This is a genomic window from Mesorhizobium sp. CNPSo 4671, from assembly GCF_057784245.1.
The window spans coordinates 550,156-565,557 of sequence record NZ_JBWLUW010000003.1 but is presented as its reverse complement, the minus strand read 5'-3'; the positions used below and the strand labels follow the sequence as shown (position 1 = coordinate 565,557).

The following is a 15,402-nucleotide window of genomic DNA, read 5'->3' as shown; positions in this document are numbered from 1 at the left end:
TGCATGATTGCCCCCCCGAGCAAATATCCGCAGCTCCATGACTGCGGATTTCGCTAAAAGATTACTCTCTATTTCGGGAAAGACAACAGATTTGAAGTTGCTCAAGAATTCGTGACAAGCCTGTTTCGCGACCTGCCAAAAGAGGTATCTCCCAGAAAACAAAAGCCCGACATTGCCGGGCTTTTGTTTTCATGTGTCCTGCAAGCTGTTTGTCAGCTACGCGGCTTGAGGTTCTCCGGGTCGTAGAGCGGCTTGTAGCCAACGCCTGCGACCTCGACCGGATAGGTCTCGCCGAAATATTCGACATTGAGCTTGCGGCCCTCTTGCGCATACGCCCGCGGCAGATAGGCAAGCGCGATGTTCTTGCCGATGGTCGGGCCATAGGCCACCGAGGTGGTGAAGGAGCGGCGGCCGAGTCCGTCGACCAGCGTCTCGCCGGTGGCGGGATCCAGCACCGGCATGGTGCCGACGGGATAACGCGCCACGCCCTTGGAATCGGTGTTTTCGGTCATCACCAGCGTGCACAAAGTCGCCGGCTGATGCTCGCGGGCGCGGTATTCGACATGCTTGGCTTTGCCGCAGAAATCGTTCTCCTTGACCTTCGGACGGGCGAGATCGGCTTCGAGCAGATTGTACTCCGTCAGAAGGTCTGCATTCTGCAGGCGCAGGCTCTTTTCCATGCGCCGCGTATTGGCATAGGTCTCGACGCCAAATGGCATCACGCCGGTCGAGCGCAGCGCATCCCAGACCGCGAGACCATCCTCGTAGCGCATATGCAGTTCCCAGCCCTGCTCGCCGACATAGGAGATGCGGAAGGCGGTGACATCCTTGCCGCCGATCCTGACCGGCTTGATCGCCGCGAACGGGAAATTCTCAGGCGACAGGCCCTCGGGATTCTCGACCACCTTCTGCAAGGTGGTGCGGGCATTCGGGCCCCAGATGCCGATGGTGACGTATTTCTCCGTCACATCGGTGATGGTGGCGTCAAAGCCCTTGTCCTGCGCGGTGCGCTGCATGTAGCGGAAGTCGCGCGGGCCGGCGTCGGCGCCGTCGATGACACGACAGCGATCGGCCATGCGGATCACGGTAAAGTCGGCGCGCACCATGCCTTCCTCGTCGAGGAAGTGGGTGTAGATGCCCTTGCCGATGTTGTTGTCGCCGCCGATCTTGGCTGCGCACAGCCATTCCAGCAGCGCGACATGGTCGGGTCCCTCGACGTCATACATCGAGAAATGCGACAGGTTGACGATGCCGCAATCCTCGCTCATCGCCAGATGCTCGGCATTGGAGACGCGCCAGAAATGGCGGTTGTCCCACTCATTCTCACGCACGGGAACCCGGTTGCCATACTTCTCCAGCAGGTGCTCGTTGGCGGCATAGCCGTGGGCGCGCTCCCAGCCGCCCAGTTCCATGAAATAGCCGCCGAGCTCCTTCTCGCGCTCCCAGAACGGCGAACGCCGGATGTTGCGGCCCTTGGAGAAGGGTTCGCGCGGATGCACCGCGGGATTGTAGACCTTCATCGCCGTCTCGGTGCAGCGATCCCAGATGAACTGTTCCTTGGTCTGGTGCGGATAGAAGCGCGCATAGTCGATGGCGTGATGGTCGATCCCGGTGCGGCCGTCGGTCATCCAGTCGGCGATCAGCTTGCCCATGCCGGGGCCATCCTTGACCCAGATGGCGACGGCGTACCAGAGCCCCCTCACCTTCTGGCTTTCGCCCATGGACGGGCCGCCGTCGGCGGTCACCTGCAGCAGGCCGTTGAAGGAATGGCTTTCATTGTAACCGAGTTCGCCCAGGATCGGCGTCAGTTCCATGGCGCGCTCGAGCGGCGCCAGAATCTGCTCCATGTCGAGGTCGCGCTGCGACGGCGACAGCCGCGCTTCATGCTTTTCCAGTAGGTCGCGCGGATGGCAAAGGCGCGGATTGTTTTCTTCGTAGTAGCCCCATTCGATCTGGCCGCCCTCGGCGGTCTTGGGGTCGCCGGTGTCGCGCATATAGGCCGAGTTGCCCTGGTCACGCAGCAGCGGCCAGCCGATCTCCTTGCCGGTGCCGGCGAACTCGTTGTACGGGCCGAAGAACGTCAGCGGATGGTCGATCGGCATGACCGGCAGGTCCTCGCCGACCATTTCGGCGATCAGCCGGCCCCAGATGCCGGCGCAGACGATGACATAGTCGGCCTCGATCGTGCCGCGGTCGGTCACCACGGCGCTGATGCGGCCGTCCTTGACCACGAGCGACCTGGCCGGCGTGTTGGCGAAGGATTTCAGCTTACCCGACGCTTCCGCCTGGTCGACCAGCTTGCCGGCGACAGTCTGCGAGCGCGGGATGACGAGGCCGGCATCCGGATCCCACAGGCCGCCCTGCACCATCGCTTCTTCGATGAGCGGGAATTTCTCCTTGATCTCTGCCGGCTCGATCAGGCGCGCGCGTGTGCCAAAAGCCTTTGCCGAGGCGATCTTGCGCTTGATCTCGTCCATGCGGCTGTCGTCGCCGACGCGCGCGACCTCGAGACCGCCGATGCGCGCGTAGTGGCCCATCTTCTCGTAGAAATCGATGGAATAGAGCGTCGTCCAGCAGGACAGGAAATCATGGCTGGTCGTGTAGCAGAAGTCGGAAGCATGCGCGGTCGAGCCGATGTCGGTCGGGATGCCCGACTTGTCGATGCCGACAATATCGCCCCATCCCCGCTCGATCAGGTGATGGGCGATCGATGCGCCGACAATACCGCCAAGGCCAATGATGACGACCTTCGCCTTTTTCGGAAACTCTGCCATTGCCCGCGACTCCAAAGTGATAAAGCGGGCGGACTATAGGGCGGAGCGGTAGGCCTGATGAAGCCTGTTTGCGACATTGGCAAAAAGCCGAGCGACCAGATGGCTGCGGACAAGGCGATTTGTCGCCAGTGGCAACTCAAGCGCGTCGGGACGTTCGAAGCCGCTACTGCTGCGAAGCCTGCGCGGATTGATCCCCTACTGTTTCGCGCAGGATTGCCTCGAGCTTGACTGCCGCATCCGCGATATCGGATGCGTGGCTCAATCCCGCTCCATCCACCACATGCCGGGCGTTATAATAGTCGGCTTTGTCGGCGTTGATGTAATCCGCAAGCTTCTTGCCGGTAAGGCGGCCATTGAACATCACCAGGGAAGTGATGCGATAGGCAGTTTGCGGATCGGCGGCGAGTTCAGGATGGCCGACAAGATCGATGTTCAATGCCGACCCCATGAATTGATAATTGTTTCGGCCGGTAACCTGAAGATAGCCGCGTCCCCTGTATCGGGCACCATCGCCGGTTGAAGTGTTGCCGAGGCTGGGACCAACAGGTGAAGCCGGTCCATACCTATCTTCCAGCGAGGCATCCGTCCCCATCTCGGTACGCGGCAAAAAAGAATTGCCGGTTTCATATCTTATCGTTGCAAGAACGTAGGCCACCTGACGAACATCTTGAGCCGACGCGTCCTTTGAAAGGTACTGAAAAAGCTGCGTAAGATTGTCCATTGCAGACTGCGTAAGGGTTCCGAATGCCCGTTCGTAACGTTCGAAGAAAACCGCCACATCAGTCGCTTTTACGGGAACAACGGGACCGCCAGGACGTGGCAGAAAAGGTGCATCTTGGGGCGTGAGTTTGCCGATCACGCCTGTCGGATCATCGATGAGCTGAATTTTTGCCAGAAACTGCAAATTCCTGAGCGAAACCGCCGGATCGCCTGTTTCCCACGCTTTGAGGATAAGGGACCCCCTATTCTTCTCGCGTTCCACGGCCAGATTCGCGCTCGCCTGCATGGAATTCGTCACCTGCGTGACCACGAATCCTGCAAAGGCAGTTATCAGAACCGGCGTCAGCGGCGCCGACAGGAATCTATACCACGCTGTTTTCTCAACGAGTTCTGCTTCCTTCAGCTTTATGTCGGCGTTCTTGAGGCCAAGATCCGCCTCCTTCAGCCGCTCATCAAGCGCGGGCTGGAGTCCTGGACCAAGGGGTTTGCTGGCAGGCCTCTTCGCCGCGGCTTTGACCATCTTTGCTCACGTCCAGTATTTCGTGTGCCAAGTTTCGCAGAAATCCGAGAAACAACCGAAACAAGAGAGCCACGGAACAGCCTAAACAATATCCGTGCCAAAAGGAGCTGTCCACGCCCCCTCGGCGGCTCTTCACCCCAAGATAATTCCAGATAAAGAAATATCGGCGGCATGGCTGCCGGCCGATTCATTTCCGTCCGGTCGCTGAAGTCTCAGGCGAACGCCCAGACATCCTCGGCCTGGAAACCGACCTGGTAGCCCGCCGTCTTCAGCTTGACCACGACCTGGCCGATCTCCGCAGCCGGCAGCGCGCCGACCTCGACCTTTATCATGCCGGGACGGTAGCGGTTCAGATCGAGCTGTTCGAAGACGATCCAGTCCGCGCCCTCGCAATCGACGAGGAAGGCATCGATATGGCTGATGCCGTTGCGGTCCAGCAATGTCTGCAGCGTTTCCGATGGCACTTCGATGTCCTTCAGGTGCGGCGCGAATTTGTTGAAGTTGGCGTCGGCCTCGCCCCAGGCATTCTTGCCGGACATCAGATTGGTGTCGGTGACCGAGGAGCAGCCGATGAATTCGATCGGCAGCGTGCCGGCCTCTAGGGCCGCGGCATCGAACGTGTGGACGGTGATCGTGCCCTTGGTCCTGGTGACAGCCACCGGCTCGATGATGAAGCGGTCCGTATCGGGATAGTTGGCGCGCAGCCGCTTCTGATTGTAGGGGATCGGCTCGACCAGCATGGCGCGGGCGCCGGCAATCCTGTGCAGCCACGGCGTGACATCGTCGAACAGCGCACCGTCGCAGGCGCCGACATTGACCATCTGGAACGGCTGCCCCGACCCACCGAAGCGCGCTTTCAGCGCCGCCTTGACGAGGAATTTCGTACCGCGCAGCGACGGCCCACGGTCGAGCAGGCCTGAGGGGAGACCGAGCGACAAGGCGATGCGCGCCAGGCTGGATAGCGAACTCATGGCTTGTCTCCGGGAATGACGTGCAAGGCCGCGCGGTTTTGGCCACGAACCGAGGCCGCCCACAGCGCCATGAACGGCGTTGCCAGCAGCAGGAATGGCGGGATCAAATGCGGGAAATAGATGCGCGTATCGTGGATCGGAAAGACCGTGAACTTCGCCAACGCGCCGAGCACCAGCGCCGCGAACAGGATGCCGGCACGGCGGTCGAGGCGGAAGCCGGCGCGGCCGGCGGCGAACCAGCTAGCCAACGCCAGCACCGAGACGCCGACCCAGCCGTTCAAATTGACCGCGCGCAGCAGCGATGTCGCAAACGCCCTGAGATAGGCGGTGACCGAGAAGGCCGGCTCGAACCCATCCATATTGTAGTGCTGTTCGATGCTGGAGAACCACAGATGCGGCCACCAGCCGGGATGCTGAGCCCAGTGCGAAATGGCGAAATAGGCGACGAAGGACGCAGCAAAGCCGGCCAGCGCGCCCCAGGCCCTCTGCCGGAAGGCGACCAGCAGCACCGCGAATATCGCAAGGAAAACAATATTGTCCGGCCGCACCATGAAGGCGAGAAAGAGCAGGATCGCCGTCGCCACCTCGCGGCCTCTGGTATAGGCAAAAAGCCCGCCGAGCAGCAGCGCCGAGGTGAGTAGGTCAGGCGTCGCAGCCCGCGCCGCGTCGCCGAAATCAGCCATGATCAGCACCGCCCCGACCACCGGTGCCAAGGCCAGGGCCTTTTCGGCGCGCAGCCAGAGCAGCACAATCGTGCCGAACATGAGCACCGAAAACACCTGCACCAGCCGCATCGCCTCGACCGGCGACATCACCGCACTCAAGGTCGACAGGATCTCGGCGTAGAGGAATTTGATCCTGTACATGCCGAGCAGCGAATGGAAATCGGCGGCATTCTCCGCCATGTGGCTGCGGAAGCCGCCGCCATCGTCGGTCAGCGCCTTGTAGTCGCCGGCCGACACGCCCGCCTTGACGGTGCTGTAGGCATAATCATGCAGCGCCTGCGCATCGGGATAGCTGCCTTCCTCGGATATTGCGAGATAGGGCAGCATGTCCCAATTGGCGTCTGGCATCACCCAGGCTGTCAACGCCGTCAGAAGGATGTAGAGCGCGAACGCCGCCGCGCCGATCGGTGCCGCCAGCCGCGCATAGGTCCCCTCGCCCCACGCCAGACCGGCCTCGGTGAGCCGGTCGAGCGGGTTTTTCGCAAGGGGAGGCTTGGTCAGCATCTTTTTGTGCTCAGCGAACTTTCTTTTAGCGGACTTGGCTTTTGACGAAGTCCCTCACGATCGAAACGATGCCGCGTGACAGCAGGCTGTCGAAGGCATCGACGAAGCGGTCGACATGCTCGCGCTGGCAGATCAGCGGCGGCTCGAGTCGGATGACGTTGCGGTTGTATTCGGTGAAGGCGACGAGCACGTCGTAGTCGCGCAGGAGCAGCGCGCCGACGAAACCGGACAGCGAACCCTTCAGCTTGTCGTCGAGCACACTGACTATCGGACGCAGCACCATCGGCAAGGTCTGCGAGAAGTCGTGGAACTCCAGGCCGACCATGAAGCCCTTGCCGCGCACATCCTTGATGATCTTGGGGTATTTGTCCTTGAGCGCCTGCAACCGTTGCAGCAGATAATCGCCGGTGACGGCGGCGTTGTCGATCAGCCCCTCGTCATAGAGCACGTTGAGTGCCTCGATGGAGGTGACGCAGGCCTCGCCCATGCCGCCGAAGGTCGCCATGGCATGGATCATCGCTGTCTTCGGCGTGCCATAGGCCTTCATGTAGACCTCGCGCCGGGCGATCATCGCGCCAACCGCCGCCTTGCCGCCACCAAGCGACTTGGCCAGCGCCGTAACGTCGGGAACCACGCCATAATGCTCGAAAGCATAGAAGCGGCCCGAGCGGCCGTAGCCGCACTGCACTTCGTCGGCGACCCACAGCACGCCATACTGGTCGCACAGCGCGCGCAGCTTCTGCCAATATTCGGCTGCTGCCTGGATGATGCCGCCGCCGCCCTGGATGGTTTCGAGCACGATGACGCCGACCTCGGGATCGCTGCGGAACAGCCGCTCGACGGCCTCGATGTCGCCGAAGGGAATGCGCACCGTATTGTCCGCCATCTTGAAGTCGGCGCGATAGAGCTGGCCGTCGGTGATCCCCAGCACGCCCTTCGTCTTGCCGTGGAAGGAATTCTCGGCATAGACGATTTTCGGCCGCTTCGGTCCGGCGGCGCGCTCGGCGAGCTTCACCGCCGCTTCCATCGCTTCCGAGCCGGACGAGCCCAAAAACACCATGTCGAGATCGCCGGGCGAGCATTTGGCGATGTTGTGCGCCAGCGCCGCCGCATATTGCGACATGAAGGCGATGGCGATTTCCTGGCGCTTCTCCTCCTGGAATTTTCTGCGCGCTTCCAGGATGCGTGGGTGGTTGTGGCCGAAGGCCAGCGAGCCGAAGCCGCCGAAGAAATCGAGGATCTTGCGGCCGTTCTGGTCGATGTAGAACATGCCCTCGGCACGCTCGATCTTGATCTTGTGGAAGCCAAGCAGCTTCATGAAATGCAGTTGGCCGGGATTGAGATGCGCCTTGAACAGGTCGGTCATGCGGGCGACATCCATCGCCTTGGCCTGCTCGACGCTGATCAGATCGGGCTTGGCGATGGTGGCGGGCGACAGCGCCGGCGCGCTCACCATGGTGCGCGCATTGGTCTGTTCGGGCTTGGCCATGACGGTCATTTCAATCTCCTGTCCGCGCTACGACCAGCGTCGTGCGCCACAAACTGTTTGGCGGGCCCGCTATTCGGCGGGCACATGTTTGGCGGCGACAGCGGGACCGGCCTTCTTGGCGCGGTACTCGCTGTAGGCGGCGATCAGCATGTCCTCGTCGCGATAGTGCGGCACCCAGCCGAGCTGGCGCGCGGCCTTGGACACGTCGAGAACGCACTCCTCGTCGGCGATCAGATATTGCTCCGGGTCCATGATCGGCATGTTCATCAGATCGAGCAGGTCGAGCGTGCGCTTGACCGCCCAGCCCGGTGTCGGGATCAGGATCGATTTAGAACCGGCGTGCCGGATCAGGTCGCCGAGCAATTTCTTCACCGGTGGCGGGTTCAAAGAGCCGAGATTGTAGGCCTCGTTGGGCACGCCGGCCTTCCAGGCCGCGCGGGCAGCTTCCGCGCAATCGAACACGGAGATGAACTGATAGGGGTTCCTGCCCGAACCGATCATCGGCACCGGCAGGTTCCAGTCGATCAGCTTGAACAGTTTTTCGAGAATTCCGAGCCTACCTGGTCCGATGATCAGGCGCGGGCGAAACAGCGAGATCGACATGCCGCGCTTGCGCCATTCGATGGCGAGTTCCTCGGTCTTTTGCTTCGACCAGCCATATTCGCCAAGCGGCGCGACCGGATGCTCCTCGGTCATCGGCTGGGTCACCGTGTGGCCGTAGATCATGTCGGTCGTGTAGTGGACGAGTTTTCGCGCACCAGCCTTGTCCATGGCCTGCATGATGTGCTCGGTGCCGTGGAAATTGACCGGGAAGAAGAAGTCGTGCCGCTTGGCGCGCACCTGGATCGGCGAAAGCATCTTGGCCGACAGATTGTAAACCATGTCGTCGGCCTTGAGCCCGACATTGGCGACCGACGCCGGATCGGTGACGTCGCATTGGACGAACCGGACATTGCGGTAGTGCGCAAGGTCGCTCCTAGCGATGTCGGCGATGACAACCTCTTCCCCATCGGCCACGAGCTTGGGCGCAAGGTGACGGCCGACGAAGCCGTCACCGCCGAAAATCACATGTCTCATCGAACGGTCTCGCTTGCCTGGATCTTGTCGGGCGTGATGGAAGCGGTCTGATCCTCATGCCCGCGACCGCTTTGCGCGATCAGCACGGTGCCGACGCAGATGAAGGCGATGCCGGCGATGCGCCAGCCATTGAGGTCTTCGCGGAATACGAAATAGGCGAAGATGGCGACAGCGACATAGGCGAGGCTGAGGAAGGGATAGGCGAAGGAAAGCTCGACCTTGGACAGCACATACAGGTGCGAGGCCATGGAGATCACGAAGATGCACAGGCCAAGGAACACCCAGGGGCTGAAGACGATCTGCAGCAGCTTGATCAGCGGATTGACGCCCTCGAACGAGATCGGCCCAAGCGACATCATGCCTTGCTTCAGCATCAGCTGCGCAGCGGCATTGGTCATGACCGTAAAGAGAATGAAGACGATATATTTCATGCCTGCTCACCCACCCCGTGCCATCGAGTAATACAAAGCTGAAAAGATTTCGTGAACTCACAAGACTGTTTTGAGTAAACCTTGCGATTAATCATTCGCTAACCACAATTCATTCCAATTTTATCTATTCCGCGGCCTCGGCGCCGCGCCGCCGCAGGTCGATGCCGCCAGCCGTGCGCGCCCAGAAATCGGACATGAAGGCAGGGTCGCGCAACGCTTCCAGCCTCGGCCAGTCCGTGAAGGAGGCGGCGAAGGTAGCAGCGCCCATGCGCGCGTCCTTGTAGGGATTGACCGCTCCGCCGGCCGCGATGGTGATACGGTCGAGCTCGCCAAGCAGGGTAAGCGTCGCCGCTCCCTTGTTGGGGAAATCCAGCGTCAGCGTGTAGCCCGGGCGCGGGAACGACAGCAGCGCCGGCGAGCGGATCGAGCCGAAGCGTTTCAGCACAGTGAGAAAGGAGCCCTGCCCGGCCCGCCGGGCAGCGGCAAGCAATTCGGGCACGACGGTGCGCGCAGCCTCTTCCGGCACCACACTCTGGTGCTGGAACAACCCTTTAGGGCCATAAAGCCGGTTCCAGTCGCGCACGCCATCGAGCGGGAAGAAAAAGGCCTGGTAGCCACTTTGGTGCGGCGCGGTAGCCCGGCCTTTCTTCCACCGGTAGACGGCATTGAAGGCGGTCAGGAACGGCCGGTTGAGCACATTGAACGGCGGCTGGAACGGCACCGCCAGATTGCCGCCGGCACTCGAGGCCGCATGCGAGCCGTGCTCGGCGTGGTTGCCGGTGAACAGCAGCCCGCGCCCGCTGTTGCGGCCGCCGGCAAGCTGGTCGATCCAGGCGACCGCATATTCATTGGCCTGATCGGCCGCCTCGGCCAGATCGAAGAATTCACCGAGATCGCGAAACGCCGCCGTCTTCCCGACGATGTCGAGTGAAGGAACCCGCATCAGCTGGATCGAAGCCGACAGGATCAGGCCGGTCAGGCCCATGCCGCCGATGGTCGCCCTGAATAGGCGCGGATTGTCGGTGGCCGAACAGCGATAGGTCTTCCCATCGGACCGCAGCAGCGTGAAGCTTTCGACATGGCAGCCGAACGTGCCACGCCGGTGATGGTTCTTGCCATGCACGTCATTGGCGATGGCGCCGCCAAGCGTGACAAATTGCGTGCCCGGAACCACCGCCGGAAAGAAGCCGTAGGGTGCAGCATGGGCGATGATGTCGGACAACAGCGCGCCGGCATCCGCTTCGAGAACACCGGTCTCCGCGTTGAAGGCGCGGATGCGGTTCAGCGTCCGCATGTCGACGACCGCGCCAGCCCGGTTCTGGCAGGAATCGCCATAGGAACGGCCATTGCCATAGGCCAGCAGCGATCCCTCCTTCGCCTCGCCGCCCTTCAGCAGCGCGATGGCATCGGCGGCGTGGATCGCACGCGGCGCCGGCGGCGTGGCAAGGCCGAAGCTCCAAAAGCGTTCGGCCATGCCTACCAGCCTCCGATGACCAGCAGCACCGCGCCGATCAGCACCACGATCTGGCTGCGCCAGTCGCGGATGATGAAGACGACCGGATCGTCATGCATCTCGTCGCGGCGCGCCAGGATCCAGACACGCATGGTGAGGTAAAGCACGATCGGTGGCAGCGGCCAGATCAGCCACGGATGCGGATAGAGTTCGCGCACCGCGACACTGTCCATGTAGAGCGCCAGAACCAGCGCCGAGGAAAACGCCGAGGCCATGCCGGCCTGGGCGACGATCTCCTGGTCCTCGGTACGATAGCCACGGCCGGCAATGCGTTCGCCGGGTGGAATGGCGGTGGTACGCAGTTCGACGAAGCGCTTCACCAGCGCCAGCGACAGGAAGAAGAAGATCGAAAAGGCGAGCAGCCAGAACGAGACGTCGACGCCGGTCGCAGCAGCACCCGCGATCACGCGGATCGAGTAGAGGCCGGCAAGCGTCAGCACATCGACCAGAAGCATGCGCTTGAACGACAGCGAATAGGCCGTGGTGACGACCATGTAGCCGCCGAGCACACCGAGGAATTCGATTGGCAAAAACAGGCCGGCGCCGATGCCGATCGCGAGCAGCACGACCATCGCACCGAGGCCGAAGGGGATCGACAGCGCGCCGCTGGCGAACGGCCTGTTGCGCTTGGTGATGTGCTTGCGGTCGAGCGCGAGGTCGAAGAAGTCGTTGAGGATATAGATCGCCGACGCCACCGCGCTGAACGAGATGAACGCCAGCAGGCATTGCCAGATCATGTTGGTGTTGAAGTACTCGTGCGACAGCACCATGGGCACGGCGATCAGCGAATTTTTCAGCCACTGATGCACGCGCAGCATCTTGACGATGGTCCGCAAGGTCGGCTTCGGCGCCGGCATGGTTTCGGCGCCATGCGCTGCCTGCCAGCGCGCGGCATGACGGTCGGGCGCGACGACGATTGCATTGCGCGCGGCGTCGAAGACCTGGAGATCATGACGGCTGTTGCCGGCATAGTCGAAACCGCCATCGCCATAGGCCGATATCAGCGAGGCGCGCTTCTTGCCTGAGGTGAGATTATCGAGACCATCGGTGGCCAGCACCCGGTCGAAGATGCCGAGATGGCCGGCTATGGCCTCGGCGAATTTGCGCGGCGTGCCGGTCGCCAGCACGATCTTGCGGCCTTCGGCATGTTCAGTACGAAGCCGGTCGAGCAGCGGCGCGCGATAGGGCAGCGTCGCCGGATCTATGTCGATTCGCTGCGCGATCGCCTGCTTCAGCCGCGCCGGCCTGCCGGCCGCCCAGAACGGCACCAGGAAGAGATAGAGCGGGTTCTTCTTGAGGAGGAGGAACAAGCCTTCCCACAAAAGGTCGGTCGCGATCAGCGTGCCGTCGAGGTCGACCGCAAGCGGTATTGCGTTCCTGTCCGACCGCGCATCCATGTCCGTCCTGCCCTGCCAGCGTATGATCCGGGAAACCGGATTCTGGTTGCGCGCCGCGTTTCGGCGTCTTGAGGCTGGTATAGCGGGGGATGGCGTAGCGAACGTTAAAACGCCTGGTTGCAAGCGGCTGCCGCACCAGTATTTCCGGCGTCATTGTTAAACAACTGCTACCGGAAACGATAAAAGGCCGAGCAAATGCCCGGCCTTTCCAATCATGCCGCCTGGATTACTTGATGCGGGCGACACCACCCGAGATTTCGACGGTTTCCGAACCGGTCAGAGCTTCGAGGTCGCCGTTCGGCAAGGTGACGAAGCAGCCGTTCTGGCAGAACTCGACGGTTTCACCGCCGGCCAGCGCAAGGTCGGTCTTGCTGCCGCCCTCCGTCACGACCAGCGTGCGGGTCTCGGCGTCCTTGTTGACCGCGCTGGCAGCATGAGCCGAGCCGCTCACGGCGAGCAAGGCGACGGCAGCGACGAGAGACTTCCACATTTTGCAATATCGGTGTTCCCACCGCCTCTGTTGCATTTCGCAAGGCATTTTCGCCCTTTGCATGGGAGCTTATATGAGATGGAAGCTGAACCGCAACTGAATGCCGCATTCATGCCGCAATCGGCTTTGGATGGGCTTGAGGCCTACGGATTCCCGATCTAGTCCGGATCGGGCTTCCTGGACTTGCGGGGCTTGGCGGCCCGTTTCGCCTCGGCCGCGGCGTCGGCCTTGGCCTGCTCCTGTTCTGCAAAGTCGGCCTCGATCTTGTCGTCGTCGGTCGGCCAGGCCTTCGCATGTTTGGTCTCGATAACGGCGCGCGGCGTCGAGGGGATTTCGATATGCTGGTCGCTGAATTTCTCCAGCACGGCAAAGCGGACATCGTTCTGCACGATGTTGCCGTTCATCACGTCGGCCAGGAACACCCGGATCTCGAATTCGAGCGCCGCGGGTCCAAAATTGGAAAACAGCACGAAGGGTTCGGGGTTCTTCAGCACCATCGGGTGGCCGCGAGCGATCTCCAGCAGGATGGCGTGAACCTGCTTGACGTCGCTGCCATAGGCGACGCCGACCTTTATGTCGATGCGGCCGAGCTTGTTGCGATGAGTCCAGTTGCCGACGGCGTTGTTGATCAGGTTCGAATTGGGCAGGATCACCGACTGCCGCTGGAACGTCTCGATCTCGGTGGCGCGCACGCTGATCTTCTTGACCGTGCCGCTGACGTCGCCGGCGACGATCCAGTCACCGACCTTGAATGGCCGCTCGGCCAAAAGGATCAGGCCGGAGACGAAATTCGAGACGACATTCTGCAAACCAAAGCCGATGCCGAGGGAAAGCGCGCCGGCGACCAGTGCCAGGCTGGAGAGATCGATACCCGCCGCCGAGATGCCGACCAGCCCCGCCAGCGCCACGCCGGCATAGCCGACCGCCAGCCGGATCGAGTTGCGCACACCGGTATCGACCTTGCCGCGCGCCATCACCGAGCCGTCGAGCCAGCCTTGGAACCAGCGCGTCAGGAAATAGCCGATGATGAAAACGACGATGCCCGAAAGGATGCCGGTGACCGAAATCGTCACCGAGCCGATGGCGATCCCGGTTGCCAGCTTGTAGGCCCAGGCCTGGATATCGCCGGGCTGGAACCCCCACATCAACAGGATCAGCGGCAGGAAAACCAGCACGATCAACAGGTTGATCGCGACACTGACGACGAGGCCGAGTTGGTCGAGTGCCGTGTCCTCGTAGCTGGAATTGGTCGACAGCCAGCGCCCGACGGTGGTGTTGGCGAACGCCCCTTCCTCGCCGATCGCCTGCGCCGACAGGAAGCCGATATAGGCGGTGATCAGCGCCGTGCCGGTGACCACGACCTGCAGAGAGACGAACAGGGCAAGGCCAATATAGCCAAGCAACGCGGCGATGATGGTGAACAGGCCAAGCGCCAGCGCCAGATAGCGCAGCCATGCGGGCCACGGCCGCCAGCTTCCATCTCGCGCCTTGAAGGGCCGCAGCATCGCCATCAGGATCAGGATGATGCCGACGACAATGGTGGCGACGAAACTGCGCGCGATGGTCAGCGACAGCGGCGATCCCATCTTGTCGTTGACAACAGACAGGAAGGTGTTGACGCTGATGACGACCGCCATGGCGGTGGATAGGCGCACCAGCCAGCGCGCCGGCCCGGTTTCGACCGGGATGAGGCGCCAGTTCGGCAGCCGCGGCTCAAGCGCCGCATTGGTCAGCCGGTTGACGCAGAATATCACCCCGATGGCGGTCGCCAGCGCATTGAGGAACAGGCCAATGTCACCACGCAGCACATTGTAATAATTGAAAAAGAAGATGGTCGAGCCGAGGAACGAACCGACTGCCAGCGTTGGCAGCAAGGTAGACCAGAAGGCCACCGACAAGCGGCTGAGATAAGACGGATCTTCGTTGGAGGGGTCGGCCTCGAATACGCGCCCGAACAGGCGCCTGCCGCCGACCAGCAGCACCAGTGCCAGCCCGAGCGCCACGAAGGTTGCGGCAAGGATGGCCTGGAACTTGAACTTGAAAGCGAAGCTCAGCCAGGACGAAACCGCCTTGTAGAAGTTGGCGTATTCCTCCTGGGCGTCGGAGAAGACCTGCGGGCTCAGCGCATCGGACAGCACGTAGCGCTTGGTCAAAAGATTGCGGAACAGCGCGCTGCGCATGTTGCCGATCTTGTCGATCAATCCGTTGATGCGAATCGACAGGTTCTGCGCGGCGGCGACGACCGCGTTGATCTCGGCCTTTTCCGACGCCAGTGCCTGGCGTTCGCCGGTCACGATGTCGGGCTCCTGGGGCTGGCCCGCCGCCGGCGGTGGACCGAGCACCTCGATGCGGTTGTTGATGTCGGTCAGCCGCGAACGGAACGCCAGCGCGCTGGTCAGTGCCGCCCGCGACAGATCCTCCAGTTGCAGACGGATATCCACCAGCGAGGCATCATCCTCACCGTCCTGCTGTATTTTCTTCTCGAGATCGTCGGTCTTGGCCGTCAGGCCCTGGATGACTTTCTGCTGGTCGGTGATCAAGCCGGCGGAGCCCTGGCCAAGCGCCTGCGCCATCGCCTCGAACGAAGGCGGCGCCGAAATAACCAGCGCGAGGACCAGGATGAGGCGGAGCAATCGAAAAAGCATGATTTGTTGACGACTCACCGGCGGCAAAGACATTCAAAAAGCCTGTCCTTGATAAAGACGGCCATATCATGGGGCAAGCCGTCGCATCCGATCGCGGACCGGAGCGTCGGCCAGTCGAAAGGCCATGGCGCAATATTGGCTTTGCG

Annotated in this window: 11 protein-coding genes; all 11 read right to left on the bottom strand. The window is 61.9% G+C overall.

The window, feature by feature from the left end; translation table 11 throughout:
* Nucleotides 1–212: 212 nt before the first annotated feature.
* Nucleotides 213–2,774: a GcvT family protein gene (locus AC04SF_RS10895; protein WP_488477789.1), complete on the bottom strand. Its 2,562-nt coding sequence runs from the start codon at nucleotides 2,772–2,774 to the stop codon at nucleotides 213–215.
* A 163-nt stretch (nucleotides 2,775–2,937) separates the two neighbouring features.
* Nucleotides 2,938–4,014: a hypothetical protein gene (locus AC04SF_RS10890; RefSeq protein ID WP_488477788.1), complete on the bottom strand. Its 1,077-nt coding sequence runs from the start codon at nucleotides 4,012–4,014 to the stop codon at nucleotides 2,938–2,940.
* A 212-nt stretch (nucleotides 4,015–4,226) separates the two neighbouring features.
* Nucleotides 4,227–4,985: an FkbM family methyltransferase gene (locus tag AC04SF_RS10885; protein ID WP_488477787.1), complete on the bottom strand. Its 759-nt coding sequence runs from the start codon at nucleotides 4,983–4,985 to the stop codon at nucleotides 4,227–4,229.
* Nucleotides 4,982–6,214, bottom strand: coding sequence for a hypothetical protein (locus AC04SF_RS10880; RefSeq protein WP_488477786.1), 1,233 nt, complete (start codon nucleotides 6,212–6,214; stop codon nucleotides 4,982–4,984). The genes AC04SF_RS10885 and AC04SF_RS10880 overlap by 4 nt, the downstream gene beginning before the upstream one ends.
* A 25-nt stretch (nucleotides 6,215–6,239) precedes the next feature.
* Nucleotides 6,240–7,670 (bottom strand): aspartate aminotransferase family protein, encoded by a 1,431-nt coding sequence (locus AC04SF_RS10875; RefSeq protein WP_488477985.1) that lies wholly within the window; start codon nucleotides 7,668–7,670, stop codon nucleotides 6,240–6,242.
* Between the two features lie 102 nt (nucleotides 7,671–7,772).
* Nucleotides 7,773–8,780, bottom strand: a complete 1,008-nt coding sequence (locus AC04SF_RS10870) for an NAD-dependent epimerase/dehydratase family protein (protein WP_488477785.1) — start codon at nucleotides 8,778–8,780, stop codon at nucleotides 7,773–7,775.
* The gene (locus AC04SF_RS10865; RefSeq protein ID WP_488477784.1) at nucleotides 8,777–9,211 is read right to left on the bottom strand and encodes a DMT family transporter; all 435 of its coding nucleotides are present in this window, start codon (nucleotides 9,209–9,211) and stop codon (nucleotides 8,777–8,779) included. Before AC04SF_RS10865 ends, AC04SF_RS10870 begins: the two co-directional genes overlap by 4 nt.
* Nucleotides 9,212–9,335: 124 nt before the next feature.
* On the bottom strand, nucleotides 9,336–10,685 hold the full coding sequence (locus AC04SF_RS10860) for an FAD-binding oxidoreductase (protein ID WP_488477783.1): 1,350 nt from the start codon (nucleotides 10,683–10,685) through the stop codon (nucleotides 9,336–9,338).
* A 2-nt stretch (nucleotides 10,686–10,687) separates the two neighbouring features.
* Entirely contained in the window at nucleotides 10,688–12,121 is a 1,434-nt protein-coding gene (locus tag AC04SF_RS10855) for a UbiA family prenyltransferase (RefSeq protein WP_488477782.1), read from the bottom strand.
* Between the two features lie 226 nt (nucleotides 12,122–12,347).
* On the bottom strand, nucleotides 12,348–12,611 hold the full coding sequence (locus AC04SF_RS10850) for a hypothetical protein (RefSeq protein WP_032930670.1): 264 nt from the start codon (nucleotides 12,609–12,611) through the stop codon (nucleotides 12,348–12,350).
* Nucleotides 12,612–12,769: 158 nt separating this feature from the next.
* On the bottom strand, nucleotides 12,770–15,256 hold the full coding sequence (locus AC04SF_RS10845; RefSeq protein WP_488477781.1) for a mechanosensitive ion channel family protein: 2,487 nt from the start codon (nucleotides 15,254–15,256) through the stop codon (nucleotides 12,770–12,772).
* Nucleotides 15,257–15,402: the final 146 nt, after the last annotated feature.